At 60.1% G+C, this 24,871-nt stretch carries 20 protein-coding genes; 7 read left to right on the top strand and 13 right to left on the bottom strand.

Annotation, left to right across the window (positions count from 1 at the left end):
• Positions 1 to 146: 146 nt before the first annotated feature.
• Positions 147 to 1,436, bottom strand: a complete 1,290-nt coding sequence (locus FHT92_RS01810) for a DNA polymerase IV (protein WP_183743846.1) — start codon at positions 1,434 to 1,436, stop codon at positions 147 to 149.
• A 76-nt stretch (positions 1,437 to 1,512) separates the two neighbouring features.
• On the opposite strand from FHT92_RS01810, the gene FHT92_RS01805 reads away from it, so the two are divergent.
• The gene (locus FHT92_RS01805; RefSeq protein WP_183822143.1) at positions 1,513 to 2,100 is read left to right on the top strand and encodes a GNAT family N-acetyltransferase; all 588 of its coding nucleotides are present in this window, start codon (positions 1,513 to 1,515) and stop codon (positions 2,098 to 2,100) included.
• On the opposite strand, the gene FHT92_RS01800 is transcribed toward FHT92_RS01805, so the two are convergent.
• Both FHT92_RS01800 and FHT92_RS01795 read right to left on the bottom strand, forming a co-directional pair.
• Entirely contained in the window at positions 2,075 to 2,749 is a 675-nt protein-coding gene (locus tag FHT92_RS01800; RefSeq protein WP_183745329.1) for a hypothetical protein, read from the bottom strand. The genes FHT92_RS01805 and FHT92_RS01800 overlap by 26 nt on opposite strands.
• Entirely contained in the window at positions 2,749 to 3,063 is a 315-nt protein-coding gene (locus FHT92_RS01795) for a DUF3572 domain-containing protein (RefSeq protein ID WP_183743842.1), read from the bottom strand. Before FHT92_RS01795 ends, FHT92_RS01800 begins: the two co-directional genes overlap by 1 nt.
• A 132-nt stretch (positions 3,064 to 3,195) precedes the next feature.
• On the opposite strand from FHT92_RS01795, the gene FHT92_RS01790 reads away from it, so the two are divergent.
• Positions 3,196 to 3,567, top strand: a complete 372-nt coding sequence (locus FHT92_RS01790; RefSeq protein WP_003547430.1) for a response regulator — start codon at positions 3,196 to 3,198, stop codon at positions 3,565 to 3,567.
• Between the two features lie 17 nt (positions 3,568 to 3,584).
• Positions 3,585 to 4,958, top strand: coding sequence for a PleD family two-component system response regulator (locus FHT92_RS01785; protein WP_183822141.1), 1,374 nt, complete (start codon positions 3,585 to 3,587; stop codon positions 4,956 to 4,958).
• 756 nt (positions 4,959 to 5,714) lie between these two features.
• Here the strand turns inward: FHT92_RS01785 and rpmG are convergent.
• The 5 genes from rpmG to topA all read right to left on the bottom strand — a co-directional run bounded on the left by rpmG (position 5,715) and on the right by topA (position 12,931).
• The gene (gene rpmG, locus FHT92_RS01780; RefSeq protein WP_003587245.1) at positions 5,715 to 5,882 is read right to left on the bottom strand and encodes a 50S ribosomal protein L33; all 168 of its coding nucleotides are present in this window, start codon (positions 5,880 to 5,882) and stop codon (positions 5,715 to 5,717) included.
• A gap of 93 nt (positions 5,883 to 5,975) precedes the next feature.
• A complete protein-coding gene (locus FHT92_RS01775; RefSeq protein WP_183743837.1) occupies positions 5,976 to 7,160 on the bottom strand; it encodes an MFS transporter in 1,185 nt (394 codons plus the stop codon).
• A gap of 250 nt (positions 7,161 to 7,410) precedes the next feature.
• Entirely contained in the window at positions 7,411 to 7,863 is a 453-nt protein-coding gene (locus FHT92_RS01770; RefSeq protein ID WP_183822140.1) for a DUF983 domain-containing protein, read from the bottom strand.
• Positions 7,864 to 7,883: 20 nt separating this feature from the next.
• Entirely contained in the window at positions 7,884 to 10,253 is a 2,370-nt protein-coding gene (rnr, locus tag FHT92_RS01765; protein ID WP_183822138.1) for a ribonuclease R, read from the bottom strand.
• Positions 10,254 to 10,255: 2 nt separating this feature from the next.
• Positions 10,256 to 12,931 carry a type I DNA topoisomerase gene (gene topA / locus FHT92_RS01760; protein WP_183822136.1) on the bottom strand — a complete coding sequence of 892 codons (2,676 nt, stop codon included), beginning with the start codon at positions 12,929 to 12,931 and terminating at the stop codon, positions 10,256 to 10,258.
• Positions 12,932 to 13,188: 257 nt separating this feature from the next.
• Between topA and FHT92_RS01755 the strand changes: the two genes are divergently transcribed.
• A complete protein-coding gene (locus FHT92_RS01755; protein WP_183822134.1) occupies positions 13,189 to 13,395 on the top strand; it encodes a hypothetical protein in 207 nt (68 codons plus the stop codon).
• Here FHT92_RS01755 and dprA read toward each other — a convergent pair.
• From dprA to FHT92_RS01735, 4 genes are read right to left on the bottom strand one after another with little or no spacing between them, the layout of a single operon-like run.
• Complete coding sequence (gene dprA, locus FHT92_RS01750) at positions 13,375 to 14,523, bottom strand: DNA-processing protein DprA (protein WP_183822131.1); 1,149 nt, start codon at positions 14,521 to 14,523, stop codon at positions 13,375 to 13,377. The genes FHT92_RS01755 and dprA overlap by 21 nt on opposite strands.
• Positions 14,523 to 15,143: a glycerol-3-phosphate 1-O-acyltransferase PlsY gene (plsY, locus tag FHT92_RS01745; RefSeq protein ID WP_183822129.1), complete on the bottom strand. Its 621-nt coding sequence runs from the start codon at positions 15,141 to 15,143 to the stop codon at positions 14,523 to 14,525. The genes dprA and plsY overlap by 1 nt, the downstream gene beginning before the upstream one ends.
• Positions 15,144 to 15,196: 53 nt before the next feature.
• Entirely contained in the window at positions 15,197 to 16,489 is a 1,293-nt protein-coding gene (locus FHT92_RS01740) for a dihydroorotase (protein ID WP_183743823.1), read from the bottom strand.
• The gene (locus FHT92_RS01735; RefSeq protein ID WP_183743821.1) at positions 16,486 to 17,442 is read right to left on the bottom strand and encodes an aspartate carbamoyltransferase catalytic subunit; all 957 of its coding nucleotides are present in this window, start codon (positions 17,440 to 17,442) and stop codon (positions 16,486 to 16,488) included. The genes FHT92_RS01740 and FHT92_RS01735 overlap by 4 nt, the downstream gene beginning before the upstream one ends.
• A gap of 281 nt (positions 17,443 to 17,723) precedes the next feature.
• On the opposite strand from FHT92_RS01735, the gene FHT92_RS01730 reads away from it, so the two are divergent.
• Both FHT92_RS01730 and FHT92_RS29165 read left to right on the top strand, forming a co-directional pair.
• The gene (locus tag FHT92_RS01730) at positions 17,724 to 19,382 is read left to right on the top strand and encodes an acyl-CoA dehydrogenase family protein (protein WP_183743819.1); all 1,659 of its coding nucleotides are present in this window, start codon (positions 17,724 to 17,726) and stop codon (positions 19,380 to 19,382) included.
• 242 nt (positions 19,383 to 19,624) lie between these two features.
• A complete protein-coding gene (locus FHT92_RS29165) occupies positions 19,625 to 19,837 on the top strand; it encodes a hypothetical protein (protein WP_246735116.1) in 213 nt (70 codons plus the stop codon).
• Positions 19,838 to 20,092: 255 nt separating this feature from the next.
• Here the strand turns inward: FHT92_RS29165 and FHT92_RS01720 are convergent, their stop codons facing one another.
• Positions 20,093 to 22,945, bottom strand: a complete 2,853-nt coding sequence (locus FHT92_RS01720) for a ribonuclease E/G (RefSeq protein ID WP_183822127.1) — start codon at positions 22,943 to 22,945, stop codon at positions 20,093 to 20,095.
• A gap of 754 nt (positions 22,946 to 23,699) precedes the next feature.
• Here FHT92_RS01720 and FHT92_RS01715 point away from each other — a divergent pair.
• Positions 23,700 to 24,824, top strand: a complete 1,125-nt coding sequence (locus FHT92_RS01715; RefSeq protein ID WP_409527127.1) for an N-acetylmuramoyl-L-alanine amidase — start codon at positions 23,700 to 23,702, stop codon at positions 24,822 to 24,824.
• Positions 24,825 to 24,871: the final 47 nt, after the last annotated feature.

The following is a 24,871-nucleotide window of genomic DNA, read 5'->3' as shown; positions in this document are numbered from 1 at the left end:
CCTTTCCGAAAATCGATTCTGATTTTCGGGCCGATGCCATGCGCTAAAGCGTGTCGCGATCTTTCAGATTCGCTTGCCACGCTTTAGGTCTTTATTTTTCGCATGTCTTTATCGCAAAACCGCTGCACACTTTTGCGCGACATGCGTTAGCGGTTCCCTTTGCCGCCAAAAGTATAGCCGGTTTCGACCGTGCCTTTGCCGAACTTGTCGCGCAACTTGTCCATGGCGGCTTCTGCCGCCGCGCGCCGGCCGGATTGCTGGTCGATGAGATCGGGCGGGTCGGCGCGGCGGGCGTCTCCGAGATCGGTGACACCGATGCCGATCAGCCGGAATTTCGTGCCGTCCGTTTCCTTCCCCAGAAGATCGAGCCCAGTGCGGAAGATCTTGTCGGCCAGTTGTGTCGGATCTTCAAGGCGCCGGTTGCGGGTGCGCGATTTGAAATCGGCCGTCTTCATCTTCAGCACGACCGTCTGGCCGGCAATGCCGCTCTTCTTCAGCCGCCAGGCGACCTTTTCCGAGAGATTGCGCAGGATCGGCACCAGATCGTCGTGACGCGAAATATCATCGAAAAAGGTAGTTTCGGCCGAAACGCTCTTGGCGGCATCGTTGATATGCACCTCCCGGTCGTCGATGCCGCGTGACAGGCGGGAAAGCCGCTGGCCGATGCTGCCGTAACGGCGCATCAGGTCGTTCTCCTCCATTTGCTGCAGCTGGCCGATCGTGTGGATGCCGTCTGCCTCAAGCGTTGCGGCAAGGGCCTTGCCGACGCCCCAGATGGTCGTCACCGCGCGAGGGGCCAGAAACCCGACTGCTTCTTCTTGCCCAATGACGGAAAAACCACGCGGCTTTTGCAGATCGGAGGCGACCTTCGCCAGGAATTTGCAATAGGAAAGACCGACCGAGACGGTAATGCCGATTTCCTTCTCGACGCGGCGGGCGAACTTCGCCAGTGTGCGGGACGGCGGATCGTGATGCAGCCGTTCAGTGCCGCCGAGTTCCAGGAAGGCCTCGTCGATGGAGAGCGGCTGCACAAGCGGCGTCAGCTCCTGCATCAGCGCGCGGACCTGCCGCCCGACCTTGACATATTTCTCCATGTCCGGGCGGATAACGACCGCCTGCGGGCAAGCTTCCAGCGCCTTGAACATCGGCATGGCCGAGCGGACGCCGTGGATGCGGGCGATATAACAGGCAGTTGAGACGACGCCACGCTTGCCGCCGCCGATGATCACAGGCTTGTCGGCAAGCTCCGGATTGTCGCGTTTCTCCACGGCGGCATAAAAAGCGTCACAATCGATATGCGCGAGTGTCAGATCATAGAGTTCTTTGTGGCGCACCAGACGCGGGCTGCCGCAGGCATGGCAGCGGCGCGCGTCTCCTCTCTGCTCGGCAAGGCAGTCGCGACAGAAGCCGGGTGTCTTGTCAGATGCGGGCGTCATGGTGAGAACAAAGGTTGAACACTGCGACATTACGCCCTAAGCTTTCGAGTCTCAAGAGAGGGAGGAGAGCTTGGCCGTGGATATCGATCTTCTTTTCGAACCTGTCACGTCCGAGCGCTGGGGCGATTTTGAAAAGCTGTTCGGCCCGCAGGGCGCCTTCTATCATTGCTGGTGCGTGGCGCTGCGTCTTCCCCATGCCGTCCGCACAAAGATGGAGCCTTCTCAGCGTAAGGCCCATATGCAGGACCGCATTACGGCGGGACCGCCGCCGGGCATTCTCTGTTATACCGAGGGTGAGCCTGTGGCCTGGGTTCAAGTGGGGCCGCGCCACGACGTGCCGCAGTTAAATTCGCCGCGAACGGTCTCGCGGCCACTCGAGGAGGGTGACGCTCATGATCCCGCGATCTGGGCAGTCAGTTGCTTCTTCCTGTTGCCGAAGCTGCGCGGAAAAGGCTTGAGCCACAGATTGCTTGCTGGCGCCATCGACTATGCCCGCGGCCAGGGCGCGCGGCTGCTGGAAGCCTGTCCTATCGACCATGTGAAGCAGTCGAAATCCGTCACGCTTTGCATCGGCTCGACGGCGATTTTCGATAAGGCCGGTTTCGAGACGATCGCGCGGCGTAAGGATGGCCGGCCGCTCATGCGGCTGGATTTGCACGCCTGATCGCGTGTGCCGCAAGATGTTGGTCGATGAGTTCGGCGGCATGAGACCAGTCTCTTGCCCGCGCGATATCCTCGGCGGCGGCTGGCGCGAAGCGGTGAACGGGTGTGTCAGGCATGAGATGGATGAGCAGGCAATCTGCCACATGTTCTCTTACGGAATGCAGGTTGCGCGCCATATCATCGATAAAGATGACCGGAAGATCGCGACTGCCATGCAGCGCCTGCACGATCGGTCCCTTCGGCTGTTCGCTGGCGAGCAACGGAAAGGTGAGGCCGGCGCTGTCGAGAAGGCGGCGACGATGGGCGGAAAAACGCGGCGGCATCGCGGTGAGGAACAGGACGTCGGCATCATCAGACAAGCGTTCGAGCGTCGAAACGACGGGATCGATAGGCCTTTGCCAGCTCTCCTGGGCCTCGAAGAATTCTAGGATCAGCCGGCTGACATGCTGATCCTCAAGCGCAAGCCCGTCTGCCAGCGAGACGATGTTGCCATGAAGGCGGAAGGAGCGCGGCAGAAATTCGTGACCGAGACCTTTGAGATACAACTGAAAAGGATCGATGAATTGCAGCACCACATCATCGACATCGCAGACGATGAGCGGCCTGTCGCCAAGGCGGATATGCGAAATGTCGAATTCGGCGCTCGCGATCAGTATTCTCCGGAGTCGAGGCCTGGCGGCGAGAAGTGGCGCCATGCCGCGGTCAGCGCTTCCGGCGTCGTGTTCGTCGCTTCACAGAAAGCGATCGCCGTCGGCTCATGGTTCATCAGGAAATCCAGCATACCGGCGAGAAAGCCGGGGTCATTGATGGCATTGCGCACTTGCTGCGGTTCCACCCCGGTCAATGCCAGGAAGCGACCGAAGAGATCCGGGTCGTTCGCAAGCCAGCCGAGGACGGCGATGGCCGTTTCTTGCGGATCTGCTGTCGCCGCAAGTTGTTTCGAAGTCTTGAAATTGCTTTGCATTGCGGTGGTCGAGTTACCTTTTCTTCAACCAAATACCGGTAGCTTGCACTATCGGTTTCATGGAGCCATTTGTCAGCTAATGTCTTTATCATGGACATTTGGCTTCAAGAGCGGACGTAGGGACAGCTGATCATGCCCAAACAGGTGATGATTGTAGAAGATAACGAGCTCAACATGAAGCTCTTTCGCGACCTCATCGAGGCCTCAGGCTATACCACGATCCAGACCCGCAACGGCATGGAAGCGCTTGATCTTGCGCGCAAACATCGTCCTGATCTTATTCTTATGGATATTCAGCTTCCGGAAGTTTCCGGCCTCGAAGTCACCAAATGGCTGAAGGAAGATGATGAACTGCATGTGATCCCGGTCATCGCCGTCACGGCCTTTGCCATGAAGGGCGACGAGGAGCGGATCAGACAGGGCGGTTGCGAGGCCTATGTCTCGAAGCCGATCTCCGTTCCGAAATTCATTGAGACGATAAAGACTTATTTGGGCGACGCCTGAGGAATCGGAAAAGATTCATGACTGCGCGAATACTGGTTGTTGATGATATTCCGGCAAATGTGAAGCTGCTCGAAGCGCGGCTGCTGGCCGAATATTTCGACGTGCTGACCGCGGCCGACGGCTACGAGGCGCTGGCGATCTGCGACCGGAACCAGGTCGATCTCATCCTGCTCGACATCATGATGCCCGGCATTGACGGTTTCGAAGTCTGCGAGCGGCTGAAGGCCAATCCGAAGACCGCCCATATTCCTGTCATCATGGTCACGGCGCTCGATCAGTCGGCTGACCGCGTGCGAGGCCTGAAGGCCGGCGCCGATGACTTTCTAACGAAGCCCGTCAACGACCTGCAGCTCATCTCCCGCGTAAAAAGCCTGCTGCGCCTCAAGACGCTGAGTGACGAACTGCGCGTGCGCGCCGAGAGCGCCCATACGATGGGCTTGGACGAGTTGATGCGCACCGGCGATGGACGCGTCGACGAGGCGGGACAGGTGCTGCTGGTCGACAGCCGCGCCAACTCGCAGGAACGCATCATCAAGACGCTGAAGCCCGTGGCAGACGTGGTCGCCATCTCCGATCCGCAGGCAGCTCTTTTCGAAGCCGCGGAGAACGCCTTCGAACTCGTCATCGTCAACGCCAATTTTGATGAATACGATCCGCTCAGACTTTGTTCGCAGTTCCGCTCGCTGGAACGGACCCGTTTCCTCCCGATCCTGATCGTCACCGAGCAGGGCGCCGACGAGATGGTCATCCGCGCGCTCGATCTAGGCGTCAATGACTATATCGTGCGCCCTGTCGATCCGAACGAGCTGGTCGCCCGCAGCCTGACGCAGATCCGCCGCAAGCGCTACAACGACCGCCTGCGCGCCAGCGTCAAGCAGACGATCGAACTCGCCGTCACCGATCCGCTGACCGGTCTCAATAATCGCCGTTATCTCGACAACCATCTCAACGTGCTCTTCAACCGGTCGATGGCGCGGGGCCGGCCGCTCTCCGTGCTGATCACCGATATCGACCGCTTCAAGCAGGTCAACGACACCTACGGCCATGACGGCGGCGATCAGGTGCTGAAGGAATTCGCAAACCGCGTGCGCTCAACCGTCCGTGGCGCTGATCTTGCTTGCCGCTACGGTGGGGAGGAGTTCGTGGTCGTCATGCCGGACACCTCGCCGGAAATCGCCGCGGCCGTTGCCGAGCGCCTGCGCGCGGCCATTGAAAGCACGCCGTTCTTGCTGAAGTCATCGGGCGAAACGCTGAATATTACCGCCTCTTTCGGCATATCCTCGCGCATCGCTTCAGTCATAACGCCCGACCAGCTCATGAAGCAGGCAGACCTTGCGCTTTATGAGGCGAAGAACACCGGCCGTAACCGCGTCGTGGCCTCGGCTGCCTGACGATACAGCGTTCCATAATGCGCTGTCAGTTATCCACTGGATAGGTGAACCTTACGAATATTTAATTTTGTTGGCTGCAACGAAGGCGCCGGTTTTTCAACCCGATAGCCGAAAAATGGACTTTAAAGCGTGTTTCTTTGGATAACACGTATCGCCTGTTCCCGTAAGCTAGAGGTGGCGAACGCGAAAAGAAGAGCGGACTATAGTCGTATCCTGATTGTTGGGTCCGTGTAAATCGTATTTCGCAAAACGTAACGCCGAGGCATTACGTAAGGGGAGGATTTGAGGTATTATTGTAATATATTTCTGAAATTCTTGCTGATATCAAATATTGTCCTTTTGGTAAAAGAAGTTTGGCTGCGTCTTTACACGTGCCAAAACTGGACTTTTAACCATAGAATCATGCTCGGAAATTTTACCATTAAGAATTTGTTGATTTTCTTTCATTTTTGCGCAAATTATCGGCTTAGAACAGAAAACGCTCCCGTGGAGGGGCTGTCGATACCCCATGATGCTCAGGTCCGCCGCATCTCCTGGGTCGTGGGGTCGGTCGGCTGGTACGCAATCTTAAACGGTTCCTCGTGCCGTTTTGCATGCTGGCCGACCCCCTTTTCGTAAAAACGCCGTCGCTTCCCGAAGATGGAAGGGCGGCGTTTTTCTTTGTTTGCGCCAACATTGTCATCAGCAGGTCCAGTGCAAACAAAAAGCGCGCTACCGGAGGCGCGCGCTTTTTGAAAGAGCCGTGAGATCAAGTAATTACTTGATCTTGGTTTCCTTGAACTCGACATGCTTCTTGGCAATCGGGTCGTACTTGGTCTTCGTCATCTTGTCCGTCATCGTACGGCTGTTCTTCGTCGTGACGTAGAAGAAACCGGTGTCGGCCGTCGACAGAAGCTTGATCTTGATGGTGGTAGCCTTGGCCATGGTCGTCCTGCCTTTAAGAAAATGAAAGCCGTGGAAAGCCGGATAGGCTCCACGGCAAATTCTGGCGCGAAACTACGAATCTCGCCCGAAAAGTCAAGCCCGCTTTCCCAGGAAAAGCAGTCTTATGCCGGCGAGCAAGGCATAAAGCCCGAAGAAACCGGCAATTGCATAGGCAAAACCGTTGTTTCCGGCAAGGTCTATGGCCGCACCGATCACCTGGGGACCTGCAACCGTGCCGACGGCATAACAGAAAACGAAGGCCGCATTGGCGGCCGCAAGGTCCGAACCGGTCAGCCGCGAGCCGAGATGGCTGAGTCCAACAGTGTAGAGGCCCGAGACGCAGCCGCCCCAGAAAAGCAGGATGCCGGCCATGAGAAGCCAGTTGTTGACGAGGATCGGCAGCATCATCGTGCCGACGAAACCGGTCAGGGCCATCAGCGCCAGCAGGGGACGCTTGTCCTTGATGCGGTCAGAAAGCAGACCAAGCGGGATCTGGAAGATGACATTGCCGACACCCATCATGGTGAGGAGCAGAGCGGCTTGCGATTCGGTGAAATGCGCGCGCACCGCAAAGATCGGAAAGAGCGAGAGGCCGCCGGCCTCGACCGCGCCGAAGATGAAGACGGCTGCCGTTGCGGTTGGCACCAGGAAGACGTAGCGCATGAAGTGCAGTTCCGGCTTCTCGTCCAGAACGGGGCTCTCATAGCGGGCGATGAAGATCGGGATTGCGGCAAGCAGGATCGCGCCGGCACCGACCAGAAAGGGAAGGACGCCGTCACTGCCGAGCAATGAGAAGATCAGCGGTCCTGCCGCAAAACCGATGGACAAGACCGTGGCATAGATGCCGAGCACGAATCCGCGCTTTGATGGCGGTGAAGCGGCGTTGATCCAGAATTCGGAGAGGATGAAGAGCGTGGTCGTCGCGCCGTGGAAGGCGAAGCGCAGCGGGAACCACATCCAGAAGTCCTGCGCATAGTAAAATCCGAGTGCGCTGAGGGCCGAGATCAGCACCGCCCACATCATTGTCGGCGCTACACCGTATTTGTGGGCAAGCTTGGTGGTGATCGGCGCCGCTACCATCGCAGCGATACCGGCCATCGCGGTGTTGAGGCCGATAAGGGTGGAGGAAATGCCGCGCTTTTCGAGAATAATGCTGAGCAGAGGAAGTCCCAGGCCGATCGCAATGCCAACGGCGGAGATGGACGAGACGGCTGCCACCAGAGAAGGCCAATGGATTTCCTCGACATCGCCCGGTGTGCCGTTCCTCGGCTGAGACATTTATCCATCCTTAGAGAAGTATGCGGACGAATCGTCCGTCTGATGCCACATAGAAAGACATAGGCATGCCAAATCCAAGTGACGGGCAGGGTTTCACAATAGTTCTGGCATCCGCCGGCGATTTCTTGAGTCTAAGCTTTCCCCATACAAGAAATGATGAGCGTATCTTTCCTCTGCGACAGTCGGCTACAAGCCCTGACGCTTTGGCCGCTGCCACTACACGCGAAATATGTCTGGAAGGTGAAGGTGTTCAAGCTTGGCGGCCGGGTGTGTCGTAGTCGTCGGGCTCATCATCATGGCCGCCGAAACCATGCATCTTCAACGCCCACTGCAAGCCTATGACGCCGCCTTTGATAGGCTGGATCGAGACGAGCGCCGTGATGACGGTGATCGGTGCCCAGATGGCAAGATGCACCCAGACCGGCAACACGAAGACCATATCAGTCAGCATGAAGCCGCCGATCACAACGTGGCCGAGTACGAGGATGACGAGATAGGGCGGCAGATCGTCGGCACGCTGGTGATACATTGCCTCGCCGCAAGCGGCGCAATGGTCGACCGGCTTGAGGAATGCGCGAAACAGCTTGCCGCTTCCGCAGGCCGGACAGCGGTTCAACATGCCGCGCATGATGGAGCGTCCGAGCGGGCGCTCGACGTCGGACGTATCCCCGTAGCGGACGACCTCGCTTGTCGATGTGCTCATCAGTCTTTCCCTTCTCGGAACTAGCGTCGCCCGCGCGGCGGCCTTGTTCCTACCTTCTTGCGAGCGCGGCTTGCGTCACGCCGTCCCGCCTTGTGGAAGGAACGCACTGCCGTCGGCATCTTGCGTCCCTCGCTCAGCATCTCGAAGCGCAAGGCGCCCGCAAGCGGGATCGCCTCGGCCAGCCGCACCGTTACATCATCGCCGAGACGATAACCGAGACCGGTCTTTTCGCGAGTCAGTGCCTGATGCGCCTCGTCATAGATGAAATAGTCGGTGCCGAGCGTAGATATGGGGATGAAGCCGTCTGCACCATAGTCCGGCAGCAGGATAAACAGGCCGGACTTGGTAACGCCTGAAACGCGCCCCTCAAATTCCTGGCCGACACGCCCGGCAAGGTGATGAGCGATGAGGCGATCGACCGTCTCGCGTTCTGCAGCCATCGCTCGGCGCTCGAAAGTAGAGATTTCGGCGGCGATGTCGTCAAGCGTCGCTTCTTCGTCCGGCGTGATGCCGCCTTCGCCGAAGCCGAGTGAACCGACCAGCGCACGATGCACGATAAGGTCGGCATAACGCCGGATCGGCGAGGTAAAATGCGCATACTTCATCAGGTTCAGTCCGAAATGGCCGATATTTTCAGGACTGTAGATCGCTTGGCTCTGCGAGCGCAGTACCATCTCGTTGACCATCGTCTGGTGCGGCGTGTTGTCCGCCTTGGCGAGGATGCCGTTGAAGCTGTTGGCTCGCATGTTGCCGCCCTTGGCAAGCGAGATGCCGAGTGTAGCGAGGAACTCGCGCAGCACCTCCTGCTTGGCAAGCGTCGGCGTATCGTGGATACGGTAGATCAGCGGCTGGCGCTTTTTTTCCAATGTCTCGGCAGCGCAGACGTTCGCCTGGATCATCATTTCTTCGATCAGTTTATGCGCATCGAGCCGCGGCGGCACGAAGACCCGGTCGACGGTGCCGTCGGGCTTCAGCAGGATCTTGCGCTCGGGCATGTCGAGCTCGAGCGGCTGGCGCCGGTCGCGGCCGCGCTTCATCGTCTCGTAGGCGTGCCAGAGTGGCTTGAGGATCGGCTCCAGCATCGGCCCGGTCTTGTCGTCGGGTTTGCCGTCGATCGCCGCCTGCGCCTGCTGGTAGGACAGCTTGGCAGTGCTCTTCATCATGATGCGGTGGAAGGTGTGGCCAATCTTGCGGCCGTCCTTCGAGAAGACCATGCGCACGGCAAGGGCAGGGCGGTCCACGCCTTCCTTCAGCGAACAGAGATCGTTGGAGATGCGTTCCGGCAGCATCGGTACGACGCGATCCGGAAAATAGACGGAGTTGCCCCGCTTCAACGCTTCCCTGTCGAGCGGCGAGTTCGGTCGCACATACCAGGAGACGTCGGCAATTGCGACGGTGACGATGACGCCGCCCGCATTGTCCTCAGACGGATCATCCTCGGCATAGACGGCGTCGTCATGGTCCTTGGCATCGGCCGGGTCGATGGTGATCAGCGGCAGGTCACGCCAGTCTTCTCGATAGGACATGGTGGCAGGCTTGGCGTCATCCGCCTCTGCGACGGCCGCCGGCGGGAAGACATGCGGAATGCCATGCGCATGAATGGCAATCATCGAGATCGCCTTTTCCGAACCGACGGAGCCGATGACCGAAAGCACTTTGGCACGAGCTAGGCCGAAACGGCCAAGACGCGCAATTTCCACTTCGACGAGATCGCCGTCCTTGGCATCGCCCTTATAATCGGGGTCGATCAGCATTTCCTCGCCGCGCCGGTCGATCGGTAGCAGGCGTCCGGCACCACCCGGCGCGTCCTTGAAGACACCCATGGTGGCACCCCGACGCTTGTCGATCACCTTGATGATGCGGGCGGTATAGGCCGGCCCGCCGCGGTCGGCTGCCGGGAATATCTTGGCAAGGATACGGTCACCCATGCCCGCAACCGGCGACTTGCCCTTGCCCTGACGGCCCGCCGGCGATTGCTGGCGAATGGAAACGGCAGGGGCCACGCCCTGATCCTCCGGCCATTCGGCCGGGCGGCCGATCAACTCGCCATCCTTATCGCGCGTAGTGATGTCGAGCACGGTGACGGGCGGCAGCGCACCGGGCCGGATCAACGACTTGCGGGTCTTCTGCAGCATGCCTTCCTGCTCCAGCTCTTGCAGCAGGTGCTTGAGCTCGACGCGGCTTTCGCCCTTCAGCCCGAAGGCCTTGGCGAGCTCGCGCTTGGAGGCTTTCTGCGGATGTTCGGCGATGAAGCGCAGGATGACGTCTCGCGGCGGCAGAATGCCGTGCACGATGTTCAGTGGCTCAGGCGCAGGCTCCCTGCTCGCGCGTCCGAATTTTCCCGGGCGCTTGCCCATGGCTCTCGTAGTTTCGCGCGGTTCTCTAGCCACTCTCAGCTCTTTTTCGTTTTCGCCGGCGCTTTTGCCTTGGTTGCCTTGGGCTTTGCAGCGGTCTTCGTCGTCTTTGCTTCGGCCGCCGCGGCCTTCGGCTTCGCGGCTGGCTTAGCCTTCGCAGCTGTCTTGGCCTTGGTCTTGCCGGCCGGAGCCTTGCCGGCCTTTTCCGCAATCAGCGCCAGCGCCTCTTCGACGGTGATGGCCTGCGGATCCTTGCCCTTCGGCAGCGTCGCATTGACCTTGCCCCAGTTGACATAGGGGCCGTAGCGTCCGTCGCGGACGGTGATCGGACCGCCATCAGGATGATCGCCCAGTTCCTTCAGGGCTGCCGGCGTGCCGCGACCTGCGCCCGGCGCCTTGGCCTGCTTTTCAGCTATCAGCGTCACGGCGCGGTTGAGGCCGACCGAGAAGACGTCCTCGATGCTTTCCAGATTGGCGTAGGTACCGTCATGCAGCAGGAACGGTCCGTAGCGACCGAGCCCGGAAGAGATCATCTTGCCGGATTCCGGATGTTTGCCGATATCGCGCGGCAGCGAGATCAGCGCCATCGCCTTCTCGTAGTCGATATCCTCGGGCTTCCAGCCCTTCGGCAGCGAGGAGCGCTTTGCATCCTTGCCATCGCCACGCTGGATATAAGGCCCGAAACGGCCCGAACGAAGCGTCAGTTCCTCGCCGGTGGTCGGGTCGGTGCCGAGGCTCTTCGGCTCGTTCAGCGCAGCACCTTCGGCCTCGCCGCCGTTTTCGGAGGAAAGCTGGCGGGTATAGTTGCATTCCGGATAATTCGAGCAGCCAACGAAGGCGCCGTATTTGCCGAGCTTCAGCGATAGGTTGCCGGTGCCGCAGACCTGGCAGATGCGCGGATCACTGCCGTCTTCGCGTTTGGGGAAGACGAGCGGAGCCAGCGCCTCGTTGAGCGAATCCAGAACGTTGGTGACGCGCAGTTCCTTGGTGTCCTCGATCTGCGAGAAGAAATCCTTCCAGAAATCGCGAAGTACCTGCTTCCAGTTCAGTTCGCCGGCCGAAATCCGGTCGAGCTTCTCTTCGAGATCGGCCGTAAAATCATATTCGACATACTTGGTGAAGAAGCTTTCGAGGAAGGCGGTAACGAGACGCCCCTTCGCCTGCGGAATGAGCTTGCGCTTGTCGATCGTCACATAGTCGCGGTCGCGCAGCGTCGCCAGCGTCGCGGCATAAGTGGACGGACGGCCAATGCCAAGCTCTTCCATCTTCTTGATGAGCGAGGCTTCTGAGTAACGCGGCGGCGGTTCGGTAAAGTGCTGCGTGGAATTGATTTTCTGCTTGGCAAGATTCTCGCGCGCATTGATCTCCGGCAGGCGGCCATCCTCGTCGTCAGCGTCGTCGCTCTGCTCGCCATCTTCCTTCTGGTCGGTATAGGCGGCGATGAAGCCGTCAAAGCGGATAACGGACCCGACGGCACGCAGGCCGGCCTTCTGGCCGTTGTTGTCAGCGATGATTTCCGCCGTGGTGCGTTCGATTTCAGCCGACGCCATCTGGCTGGCAATGCCGCGCTTCCAGATCAGGTCATAGAGGCGGATCTGGTCGGCATCGAGAAACTTGCGGACGCGGTCCGGCGAACGGTTGAAGTCGGTCGGGCGGATTGCTTCGTGTGCCTCCTGAGCGTTTTTCGCCTTGGTGGAGTAGAAGCGCGCCTTTTCCGGCAGGTAGCGGTCACCGAATTGCTCGCCGATGGCGCGTCGTGCCGCATCGATCGCTTCAGGCGCCATCTGGACGCCGTCCGTACGCATATAGGTGATCAGACCGACGGTCTCGCCGCCGATATCCACACCCTCGTAAAGCTTCTGTGCAATCTGCATGGTGCGTGATGCCGAGAAGCCAAGCTTGGAGGAGGCCGCCTGCTGCAAAGTTGAAGTCGTAAACGGCGGGGCCGGATTGCGCTTGACGGGCTTTGCCTCGACGCTTTCGACGACATAGCTTGCTCCTTCCAGCAGCGCCTTCAGCCTCACGGCTTCCTCGGCGTTGCCGATCGATCGCGGCTGCAGCCGCTTGCCATTGGCGGCAACAAGCCTTGCTTCGAACTCGTCTCCGCGCGGTGTCTTCAAGAGCGCCGAAAGATTCCAGTATTCCTCGGAGATGAAACGTTCGATCTCGGATTCACGGTCGCAGACGAGGCGCAGCGCAACTGATTGCACGCGGCCGGCCGAACGCGCGCCGGGCAGCTTGCGCCAGAGAACTGGCGACAGATTGAAACCGACGAGATAGTCGAGGGCGCGGCGTGCCAGATAGGCGTCAACCAACGGGACATCGATATCGCGCGGATCGGCCATCGCGTCGAGCACGGCCTTCTTGGTAATGGCGTTGAAGACGACGCGCTTGACCGGCTTGCCGTTGATGACCCGCTTCTTGTTAAGAAGATCGAGCACATGCCAGGAGATCGCTTCACCTTCGCGATCAGGGTCGGTCGCAAGAAACAGGGCATCGGAGGATTTCACCGCGTCGGCAATATCCTTCATTCGCTTGGAAGAGGCGCCATCCACCTCCCACAGCATTTCGAAATCCTGATCCGGAAGAACGGAGCCATCCTTGGCAGGCAGATCGCGCACATGGCCGAAGGAGGCGAGCACTTTGTATCCCGGACCCAGATACTTATTGATCGTCTTGGCCTTGGCAGGCGATTCCACCACTACAACATTCATGATGATTCTCTAAAAAAGATGCCGATCCCGGCGAAGAAGCAGGCGTAACACGCAATGCAACATGAATACCGGCCCTCCGACATGGACAGGGAATTCGCTCCGGTCAAGAGGTTTGCTTCATTTTTACCGCTTTGTCGGGAGCTGCAACCATTGCGAGATTTATATAATATTGCAATTCAGGATGATTGAGCTATCGTTTTTGAAGTGTGGTTCGGGCTCTTAGCAAGGCAGCCCTCTCCGTTCTCAGAGAGACGATTATGGCGCCTAAGGTTGCAGGAAAAGACACTGCTCGTTCCGCATCGCTTGAAAACATTACCTTCATTCGCCAGATGCTCCAAGAGTTGCAGAAGGTGGCCGAGCGCGAAAATGCGGAGATGCTCTGTTATCTCATCGAAATGGCCTATGTCGAAGCCGGAGACCTGCAGTCACGCATCGACGGCGGCTCAGTCGGTCATGGAAATTGAAACCAGCCCGCCGGCATGGCGATGAAGCCGCCCGGCCATATCCAGCTCCAGAAGAACGAGATAGACGGCAGACGCTGAGAGCCCGGTATGACGGATGATGTCGTCGATCTCCACCGGCGTCGGACCGAGTGCGTGGATGACGAGCGTGCGGTCCGTTTCGTCGGGCGGAGGCGTCAGCCTGCCGCCTTCGCGTTTCGGTTCCTCGACTGATGGCAGCGAGAAGAGATCCGGTCGGGAGAGCGGCGCCAGCGCTTCCACGACATCCTCAGGCGAAGTGACGATCATCGCCCCGTCCTTCAGAAGGCCGTTCGTGCCGTGGCAGCGCGGATCGAGCGGCGAACCTGGCACGGCAAAAACAAGCCGACCGAATTCGCCAGCCATCCGAGCCGTGATAAGCGAACCGGAACGAACTGCTGCCTCCACGACCGCGACGCCGAGCGAGATGCCCGCAATCAACCGGTTGCGACGGGGAAAATCACGTGCACGCGGCTCCCAGCCGAAAGGCATCTCGCTGACGGCGAGCCCATTGCCATTCCATATCTCCTCTAACAGCCCGACATTTTCAGGCGGGTAGGGCTGGTTCAGCCCTCCGGCCATTGCGGCAATCGTGCCGGTATCGAGGCTCGCTCGATGGGCGGCCGTGTCGATACCACGGGCAAGGCCGGAGACGATGGCATAGCCGACCCGGCCGCAGTCTCGGGCAATCATCGCCGCGAATTTCGCGCCGCTGACAGATGCATTGCGCGAGCCTACGATGCCGACCGCTGGCTTGTTTAGCACGGAAAGATCGCCTTTGACCGCGAGCAACGGCGGCGCGCCGTCGATCTGGCGGAGCGCCTGCGGATAATCAGGCTCGCCGATGCCGACGAAGCGGGCGCCGAAGCGCTGCGCCGCCTCGAGTTCGCGGTACGCTTCGGCTTCGGTGGCGATGCGGATCGAACGGGTGGCGCCGCCGCGTGCCGATAATTCCGGCAGCATGGAGAGTGCTGCCTCCGCCGAGCCGAAATGGTTGATGAGATCGCGGAAGGTCGCGGGGCCGACATTGTCGGAGCGGATCAGCCTCAGCCAGGCGATCCTCTGCCTCTCCGTCAGCGCAGTTCCTTTTGGCCTTGCGCTGAGCGCGTCCATCACCCCTTAGCCCCGATCTTGCTTTCCGTCCCGCTTATCAGGCGAGTGATATTGGCCTTGTGCTTCCAGTACGAGATGACGGTCATGATCGCCATGGTCGCCGCAACCTTTTCGTCGCCCAATATCCACAATGCAACCGGAATGACAAGCATCGCAATCAGAGCAGAAAGTGAGGAGTAGCGGCTGATAAAGGCCGTCCCCAGCCAGACGACCGCAAAGAGCAGCACCATGAGCGGCGCGACGCCGAGCAGCGTGCCGATATAGGTGGCAACACCCTTGCCGCCCTTGAAACCGATCCAAACCGGGAAGAGGTGGCCGATGAAGGCGAAGAAACCGGCAATAATGCCTGCTTCCTCGCCCGCGAAATAAGCCATGATCCAGGCGGCCGCGGCAGCTTTCAGCGCATCGAGCAGCAGTGTTGCGGCGGCAAGCTTCTTGTTACCGGTACGCAGAACGTTGGTCGCGCCGATATTGCCGGAGCCGATGCTGCGCACGTCGCCGAGACCGGCGGCGCGCGTGAGGATGAGACCGAATGGGATCGAGCCGAGCACGTAGCCGACAACGACGGCGGCAAGCGCCAGAGGCAGGGTAATCTGCCAGGTGACAAGATCAGATATCATTTTTGTTCCCCAAGTCTTTTGCCGAGAGAATGCCCGGAAGGGCAGGGCAGTCCTCAGTCCTGCAATGCGTGAACCAGCCTGCCCCCGACATAGGTCGCAACGGCCCGCCCGCTGAAGCGCGCATCCTCGAACGGCGTGTTCTTCGAGCGGGAGAGAAGCATGTCCTTGGAGACAAGCCAAGGTTCTTCGAGATCGATCAGCGCGATATCGGCCTTGGCGCCGGGCTTCAACGTGCCGGCATCGAGGCCGAAGATCTGCGCCGGCCGCGTGGACATGGCATCTATGAGCCGCATCAGGCTGACCTGCTCGCTGTGATAAAGCCGTAGCGCTGCCGCAAGCATCGTCTCCAGTCCGACGGCACCATCTTCGGCCTCGGCGAAGGGCAGGCGCTTCGTATCGACATCCTGCGGATCATGCGAGGAGACGATGATATCGATCGCGCCTTTTGCCAGCGCATCCACCATTGCAACCCGGTCGTCTTCTGAGCGCAATGGCGGATAGAGTTTGAAGAAAGTGCGGTATTCGCCGATATCGTTCTCGTTGAGCGCCAGATTGTTGATCGAGACGCCACAGGTGACCCTCACGCCGCGCGAGCGGGCAAGCTCGATCGCCTCGACCGATTCCGGCACTGAGATCATCGCCGCGTGGTAATTGCCGCGCGTCAGCTGCGCGATGCGCAGGTCGCGTTCGAGCGGGATCAGCTCCGCTTCCTTGGGAATGCCGGACAGGCCGAGCCAGCTTGCAAGCAGTCCTTCATGCATGACGCCATTGGCGCCAAGATATTTGTCACGCGTGGCACAGGAAATGACGGCGCCGAATTCGCGTGCATAGGTCATCACTCGGCGCAGCACTTGCGTATCGGAGATACTGGAATGCGCGTCAGTGAAGGCAACCGCGCCTGCCTGCATCAAGAGGCCGATTTCCGTCATCTCCTCACCGGCGAGCCCCTTGGTGATTGCTGCTGCCGGATAGACGTTGATGACGGCCGTATCCCGTGCCGTCTTCTTGACGAACTCGACGAGCGCGATGTCGTCGATGACGGGATGCGTATCCGGCATCATGATGATGGAGGTCACACCGCCCGCTGCCGCAGCCCGGCTTGCCGAAGCGATGGTCTCGCGATACTCGCCGCCCGGTTCGCCGATATGGACGCGCGCATCCACTAGGCCAGGCGTTGCGACGAGGCCGGTGCAATCGCGCACGGTAGCACCTTCGGGCGCGCCCTGGTTCTGTGCATCCTTGCCGGCCGCGACGATGAGGCCGTCCTTGACAATAACAGTGCCGATCTCATCGACATTGCGGGAAGGATCGATGATACGGACGTTCTTGAGGACGAGATTGCTCATGCGCCCACTCCATCGGTGCGGGGACCCTGGTTCTGGGAGACGAGCAGTGCCTCCATGACGGCCATGCGTACGGCGACCCCCATTTCCACCTGTTCGGCAATCACGCTCTGCGGGCCGTCGGCGACCTCGGAGGCGATCTCCACGCCGCGGTTCATCGGTCCCGGATGCATGACGAGCGCATCTTCCTTCGCTGCCTTCAGCGTTTCCGCGTCGAGGCCGTAGAAATGATAATATTCGCGCACCGATGGCACGAAGGCGCCGGACATGCGCTCGCGCTGCAGCCGTAGCATCATGACCACATCGGCGTCCTTCAGCCCTTCCTTCATCGAATGGAAGACCTCGACGCCCATCTCGGCAATACCGGCCGGCAGCAGCGTGGCAGGAGCGACAACGCGCACCCTTGCGCCCATGGCGTTCAGAAGCAGGATGTTCGAGCGCGCCACACGCGAATGCAGGACGTCGCCGCAGATCGCCACGACGATCCGTGAGAGCCGGCCCTTGGCGCGGCGGATCGTCAACGCGTCGAGCAGCGCTTGCGTGGGATGTTCATGCTGGCCGTCGCCGGCATTGACGACGGAGCAGGAGACCTTCTGGGCGAGAAGTGCGGCGGCACCGGCGCTGGAGTGGCGGATGATCAGAACGTCCGGTCGCATCGCGTTCAGCGTCATCGCTGTGTCGATCAGCGTCTCGCCCTTCTTTACCGAGGAGTTGCCGACCGACATGTTCATCACGTCTGCGCCGAGGCGCTTGCCGGCGAGTTCGAAGGAGGCTTGCGTTCGTGTCGATGCTTCGAAGAAAAGGTTGATCTGCGTCAGCCCCCGAAGGGTCGACGTCTTCTTCTCTCTCTGCCGGCTGATCTTGACGGCTTCGTCGGCCTTGTCGAGAAGATAGGTAATATCCTGCTCGGTGAGGCCCTTGATGCCAATGAGGTGGCGGTGGGGGAAAAAGACCATGACCCTGCCTCTTATTGTCTTCGCGGGGTCTATAAAGAGTGCGGGGGGAAGGGGCAAGCTTGTGCTGCACGCAAATTCTATGTTCCCCATGCATTTTCCGTCGAATCCCGCTACTGCATGATTCATTAAATCGGAATCGATTTAAGGATAAAATTATGCAGCAATTAAAAGTGCTACAGCGTCTTTTGCACGTCTGAAAGACGCGCGGCGCTGTAGAGCAGAAATCTGCGAATCACTAACTTCCGGTTTCCCTTGCCGGGCTCATGAAATAGAAGCGAACGATGACCTCCGCAAACCGGACTGAAGACAAACTCGCCGAACTCAACCAGCCGAGCCTCTGGTCGGGAATCAATGCCTATCGATCCGATCCGCTGATCGTCGATCTGACCGCAACGCTGCCGCGCACTATCCGTGAAGACCTTGAAAACATGGGCCGCTTCGTCACCTCGCCGGAAGCGCAGGAACTGGCGCGCATGGCAAACCAGGGGACGCCGCAGCTGCGCACCCATGGCCCGCGCGGCGAACGTCTTGATATCGTCGAATTCCATCCCGCCTGGCATGCGCTGATGCGCCGTTCCATGGCGTCCGGCCTGCATTCTTCCGTCTGGGATCCGCAGGCGGATACGGAGGCCAAGGACCAGGCCCACCATATTCGCGCCGCCCGCTTCTATCTGACGGCGCAACTCGAATCCGGCCATCTTTGCCCGTTGACGATGACAAGCGCATCTGTTGCCGCGCTCTCGGCTTCACCGGCCGTTCAGAAGGACTGGGCGCCGAAGATCCTGTCACGCAAATATGACTCGTCCAACCGCCCGGCCATGCAGAAATCGGCCGTGACGATCGGTATGGGCATGACGGAAAAGCAGGGCGGCACGGATGTCCGCGCCAACAAGACCGTGGCGGAAAAAGTCAGCGAAGGCATTTACCGGCTGTCCGGCCACAAGTGGTTCATGTCCGCGCCCATGAGCGACGCCTTCATCATGTTGGCACAGACCAAGGAGGGCATGGGCTGCTTCCTGGTGCCGCGCCTGCTTGAGGATGGTTCTGCCAATGGCCTGCAGTTCCAGCGCCTGAAGGACAAGGTCGGCAACCGCTCGAATGCTTCGTCCGAAGTGGAATTCACCGATACGTTCGGTTTCCTGCTCGGCGGTCCCGACGCCGGCATCCGCACCATCCTCGATATGGTGACGCTGACGCGGCTCGATTGCGCGCTCGCCTCCTCGGGTATCATGCGCGCATCGCTCGCCGAAGCCGTGCATCACACCCGCGGCCGCAGCGTTTTCGGCAAGATGCTGGTCAACCAGCCGATCATGACCCGGGTGCTTGCAGATATGGCGCTCGATGTGGCAGCCGCCACGGCTCTCTCCTTCCGCTTGGCAGATGCCTTCGACAAGGCCCGTGGCAACGCTGAAGATGCCGCCTATGCCCGCGTGATGACGCCGGTCGCCAAATATTGGTGCTGCAAGATCGCCCCGTCGCTGATCTATGAGGCGATGGAGTGCATCGGGGGTAGCGGTTACATCGAAGAACGTCCGATCGCCCGCCATTATCGCGAGGCGCCCGTCAATGCGATCTGGGAAGGTTCTGGCAACGTCATGGCGCTCGATGTGCTGCGTGTGCTGAACCGTGGCAAGGATTTGTTCGAGACCGTGTTTGCAGGTTTTGCGCGCGATCTCGGGCCGGCCGGCAAGAAGACGATCGACGTGCTGCGCGCCGCGATCGCGCTCTGCGAACAGGACGAGGGCGCTGCCCGCCTGCTCGTTGAGCAGCTGGCGCTCGTTGCCGGTGCTGCCGAGCTTTACCGGCTTGGGGCAGGGCGCATTGCCGACGCCTTCATCGAGACCCGTCTTGCGGGCGGCTGGCGTTCGACCTACGGCATGCTCGATTCCCGCTTCGACGCGAGCTATATCGTCGACCTGCTTTACCCGCCAGCTGCCTAATGCAGGTGTTTCGGAACGCACGGCGGGACGACCTCGATCAGATCTACGGCATTTCGCTTGCGACCGGCGCTGGCGGTCGGGATGCGAGCCGCCTCTATGGCGATAGCCGCCTTGTCGGCCATATCTATTCCGCGCCCCTATGTCGTGCTCAACCCCAGAAATGACGATCGTTGCAGAGGATAAGCTGGGCATCGCCGGCTACATCGTCGGCGCTTACGATACAGCCACATTCGAAGCTCGACTTGAACGCGAATGGTGGCCAGCGCGACGCGATCAATATGCCGATCCGGCTGGCGATCCCTCTGGATGGACGGCCGACGAGCGCCGCAGCTTTGCGATCAATCATCCGCACACCATGTGGGAAGATCGTCGAGTTCTATCCGGCCCATATCCGCATGAACCTGATGCCACGCCTGCAGGGTCAGGGTGTTGGAAGCCGTCTTCTGGAGCATTGAATATCTGAAGCGCGTCAGGCAGGTGCGCGCGGCGTCAATGCCGACAACGAGGGTGGTCGCGCTTCTGGTCCTCCCGTGGTTTCGAGCGTCTGCTCCCGCCTCTCGTCCCGGAAGCAGAAGCCTCCGTCTGGTTCGGCCGCACACTCTAATCTAGCCCTGTTTGCCACAGGCTGAGCATTCCTCATTCGACGGCACAAAAAAATCCGGCCGCGTTGCCGCAGCCGGATCATGTCATTTATCGCCGAAAATCAGCTTTCAGAAGAAGCCACGGCGCTGCCACCAGCCAGCCTTCTTCGGCTTGGCTTCGCCCTCGGCTTCCGCGCCCTCGGTGCGGGTGGAGGTGACCGTCGGTTCGGAGGATGAGATATTGGAGCCGCGGTTGGCGCGAACAGGCTTTGCCTCTTCCTGTGTCGGCGTCGCGAGATCCGCAGAACCTTCCACCGCTTCCGGCTCTGCATCGACGACAAGCGCCTCAGTGACCGGCATTTCAATCACGGGCTCTTCGACGGGCGAGGGTGCTGTGGCCTTGCGACGACCACGGCCGCGGGCCGGCTTGACCTCCTCGGCTACGCTTTCGCTGCCTTCGATCGCAGCCATCGCAGACTGGCTCTCGACGGTTTCCGCCGCGGTGACTTCGATCACGTCTGCTTCCGTTTCGGGCGCTTCACCGTCGGCGCTATCATCGCCTTCATCCGCCTCACCGTCTTCCGCAGCTGCACTGGTCTCAGCGCCTTCATCACCACGGTTGCGGCGACCGCCACGTTTGCCGCGACGGCGGCGCTTGCGGCGCTGGGAGTCTTCGCTGTCGGCGCGGGCTTCGGCCGGTGCCTCGGCGGTATCGTTGTCGCCTTCGCTGCCTTCGTCCTCGCCCTCATCGCCATCGTCAGCCTCGCCGGAGACTGCGTCGGCGGCAACCTGCTGCTCAGCATTGCCGTTGCGGCCACGGCGGCGGCGGCGGCGCTTGCGCTTGCGACCACCTTCGCCTTCGCCCTCTGCGCGGGCGGCCGGACGTTCCGCGGCAGCGGGCTTTTCTTCCAGCTCTTCGTCCTCCTCCTCGTCATGTTCGATGACGACATCGTCATCATCGTCGTCGGGGATGGCGGCGAAGTTGAAGAGGCTTTCGATCTTGACCGGGTTTTCGACCGGCTCGCCGCGATCGATCGCGAAGTGCTGAGCACCCACCGAGCCGTCCGCATCGATGATGATCGCCACACCGAAGCGGGCTTCATAATCGACGATCGTCTGACGCTTATGGTTGAGCAGATAGAGCGCGATATCGGGCGTCGTGCGCACGGTGATATTGTGCGTCGTGTTCTTGAGCAGATATTCCTCGATGCCGCGCAGCACATGCAGAGCGACCGAGGACTGAGAACGGACATGGCCGGTGCCGCCGCAATGCGAGCAGACCTGCGTCGTCGATTCGAGAACGGAAGCGCGGATGCGCTGGCGCGACATTTCCAGAAGGCCGAAATGTGAGATACGGCCGACCTGGATGCGGGCGCGGTCGTTCTTCAGGCATTCCTTCAGCTTCTTCTCGACAGCGCGGTTGTTGCGCTTTTCTTCCATGTCGATGAAGTCGATGACGATAAGCCCGGCAAGGTCACGCAGGCGGAGCTGACGGGCGACTTCGTCTGCAGCCTCGAGGTTAGTCTGGAGAGCCGTGTCCTCGATCGAGTGCTCGCGGGTCGAGCGGCCGGAGTTGACGTCGATCGAAACCAGCGCCTCCGTCTGGTTCATGATCAGATAGCCGCCGGACTTCAGCGTTACCTGCGGCTGCAGCATGCGATCGAGCTGCGCCTCGATGCCGGAGCGAGAGAAGATCGGATGGATGTCGCGGTAGGGCTGAACCACCTTGGCATGGCTTGGCATCAGCATCTTCATGAAGTCTTTCGCTTCACGATAGCCTTCTTCGCCGGAGACGATGATCTCTCCGATATCCTTGTTATAAAGGTCGCGGATCGAACGCTTGATGAGAGAGCCTTCCTCGTAGACGAGGCAGGGAGCCGTCGAAGCGAGCGTCAGCGTGCGGACGTTCTCCCACAGGCGCATCAGATATTCGAAGTCGCGCTTGACCTCGACCTTGGTGCGGTTCGCACCGGCCGTGCGCAGGATCACGCCCATGCCCTGCGGCACCTCGAGCATGCGGGCGATTTCCTTCAGCCGCTTGCGGTCCTGGGGGTTGGTGATCTTGCGGGAAATGCCGCCGCCGCGCGCCGTGTTCGGCATCAGAACCGAATAGCGGCCTGCGAGCGAAAGATAGGTGGTGAGGGCAGCGCCCTTGTTGCCGCGTTCTTCCTTGGCGACCTGCACCAGCAGGATCTGGCGGCGCTTGATGACCTCCTGGATGCGGTACTGCTTGCGCGGCTTGCGCTGCACGCGGTCCGGAACCTCTTCCATCGCGTCTTCGGCGCCGACCGATTCGATGACTTCTTCTTCGCCATGGTCGTCGTCATCGTCGTCGTCATCCTGACGGCGCTTGGAAACGTCGACATCCTCGGAGATGGTGTCCGTCTCGACCATCGCGGCCATCTCGCCGCCGGTCGAACCTTCGTCATCGTTGTCGGCAACCGATGCTTCCGGCGCCGACGCTTCTTCAGCAACCGGCTCGGCTGCCTTCTTGCGGCTGCGGCGGGCGCGAGGCTTCTTGGCCGGGGCTTCTTCAGCGACGGGCGCAGCCTCTTCGGTGTGTGCTGCTACATCTTCCGCAGCAGCTGCCGCGGGCTGTTCGACCGGAACGATGCCGATGTCGGGCTGTTCCTGTGTCGAGAGATCGACGACCGGAGCGGTCTCGACATGCTCGACATCCTCGTCGCGGCGATGCTCCTCGGCTTCGGCGCGAAGCAGGGCCTGACGATCGGCAAGCGGGATCTGGTAATAATCGGGATGGATTTCGGCAAAGGCAAGGAAGCCGTGCCGGTTGCCGCCATAATCGACGAAAGCGGCCTGCAGCGAGGGCTCGACCCTCGTTACTTTGGCAAGATAGATGTTGCCGCGAATCTGCTTCTTGTGCTGCGATTCGAAGTCAAATTCTTCTATGCGATTTCCGCGAACGACAACGACGCGCGTCTCTTCCTCGTGAGACGCATCGATAAGCATTTTGTCTGCCATGTAAGCTGAGCTCCTCGGCGAGGCCGCGAGAGCGCATTCCCGACTGCTATTGACACAGGAAGAATGCGGTCCGCCGTGGCCGCGCCGGATAATGAAAGTCGCGATTGGTGCGAGGGAGAGGGCAGCAGCCAGACCGCAGCCGGAACCGTTTTGTTCCGGGGCCTGTACACTTCAGATAAAACCTGCTGCGAAACCATCAACAACCAAGCGTGATCGACAATGACGAAGACCCGTTTCGGGTCCGATGAGTTTGCTCCCTGAGAGCGTGGTGGCTGATCCACCGATGAAATCCCAGCATGAGGCCGGAAAATCAGGATCCAGTTCTCGGGTAAAAATGCATTAGACGGCGGACGATTACCGGTTGTAGCGCCAGGTCCGGGGTCGGCTGGCTGCCTCGCGGCGACTCTATCCCGTCAACACTTTACCCTAAAATTCGTTGTATGTTTTCTCTGTCACAATAGCAAGGGAAAAGCCAAATGTGCCATAATATTGATGGATTTCGAATCCCATACACTTATCGGGGATAAGCGAACCCGATTCGCGGGTCGGTGTGCTCGCTCGCCTCTAGCGGGCGTTCGCAGGGACGATGTAAGGTCCATCGCAGGAATAAATAGGGTGTGGCGGGCTATTGTTTAAGAGGTTTCGAATCGCGGCGGAGTTGTCAGCAGGGCGAAAACTGGGGTTTGCGGGGTGGCTTTTCGCCTTTGCATCGCTTTGCGCGGTTCCCGGCAGCGCAGCCGGTACAAAGAATTCCTTGCTGGCTTACGGAGCGCGTATAGTCGGCGATGAAGCGAGAACCCGCATCGTCATCGATTTCGATCGTGAGCCTCGTTTTTCCGTCCACTACATCGCCAATCCCGAGCGCATCGTTGTCGACCTGCCCGCAACTGCTTTCGGCTTTCCCGCCAAAGACCTGGAGGCGCGCGGCCTCTTCAAGGACATCCGTTATGGCGCCATGGACGAAGGAAGCGCCCGCATCGTGTTGATGGCGGCGCGCCCTGTCCAGCTCGCCCTTGCCAAGGTGCAGACGGATGAGAGCGGCAATGGCCACCGGCTGGTGCTCGATGCCGAGATGATCGACAAGCAGAAGTTCGCCGAATTGGTGAAGACCCAGTCCTGGAACGACCAGTCCGGTGCGGCTGAGACGACGAGCGCCATTCCCCAGCCGGAAAAGGCAGCACCCGGGGATTTCGTCATTGCCGTCGATGCCGGCCACGGTGGTATCGACACGGGGGCCATCGGCGTCGATACTAAGACCGAGGAAAAGCTGGTGACGCTCGCCTTCGCCAAGGCGCTGGCCGATCGCTTGAACAAGGAGCCGGGCATCAAGGCCTTCCTGACGCGCGACGATGACGAATTCCTGTCGCTGTCGCAGCGTGTGCTGATCGCCCGGCAGAACCATGCTGGGCTCTTGATTTCCCTGCACGCAGATACGCTGAAGCAGAAAGATATTCGCGGCGCAACGGTCTATACGATTTCCGACAAGGCCTCGGACAAGCTCGCCGCCGATCTCGCAGAACGCGAGAACCTTTCGGACCAGATTGCCGGCAAGGAGACGGTAACCGAGCCGCCTGAAGTCGCGGATATCCTTCTCGACCTGACACGGCGTGAGACGCAGGCGTTCTCCATCTCGCTTGCCGAAAGCGTACTCGCATCCTTCAAAGATCAGATCGGCACGATCAATAATCCGCATCGCCACGCCGGTTTTCGCGTATTGCAGGCGCCGGACGTTCCGTCGATCCTGCTCGAACTCGGGTTCCTCTCCAATGTCGAGGACGAAAAGCGTCTGCTTGATGATGCTTGGCGGTTGAAGATGGCTGATCTCTTGACCGATGCGGTGAAGCGTTATCGCGCGAGTGTGATGGCGAACGGCGGCTAGCTCTGCGTCTCCAGGGCGTTGCCCGGAAGTGACACCTCGGCCGAAAC

This window comes from Rhizobium sp. BK377 (assembly GCF_014193935.1).
Lineage (GTDB): Bacteria > Pseudomonadota > Alphaproteobacteria > Rhizobiales > Rhizobiaceae > Rhizobium.
The sequence above is the reverse complement of the archived record's forward strand: the minus strand, read 5'-3'. Positions and strand labels throughout refer to the sequence as shown.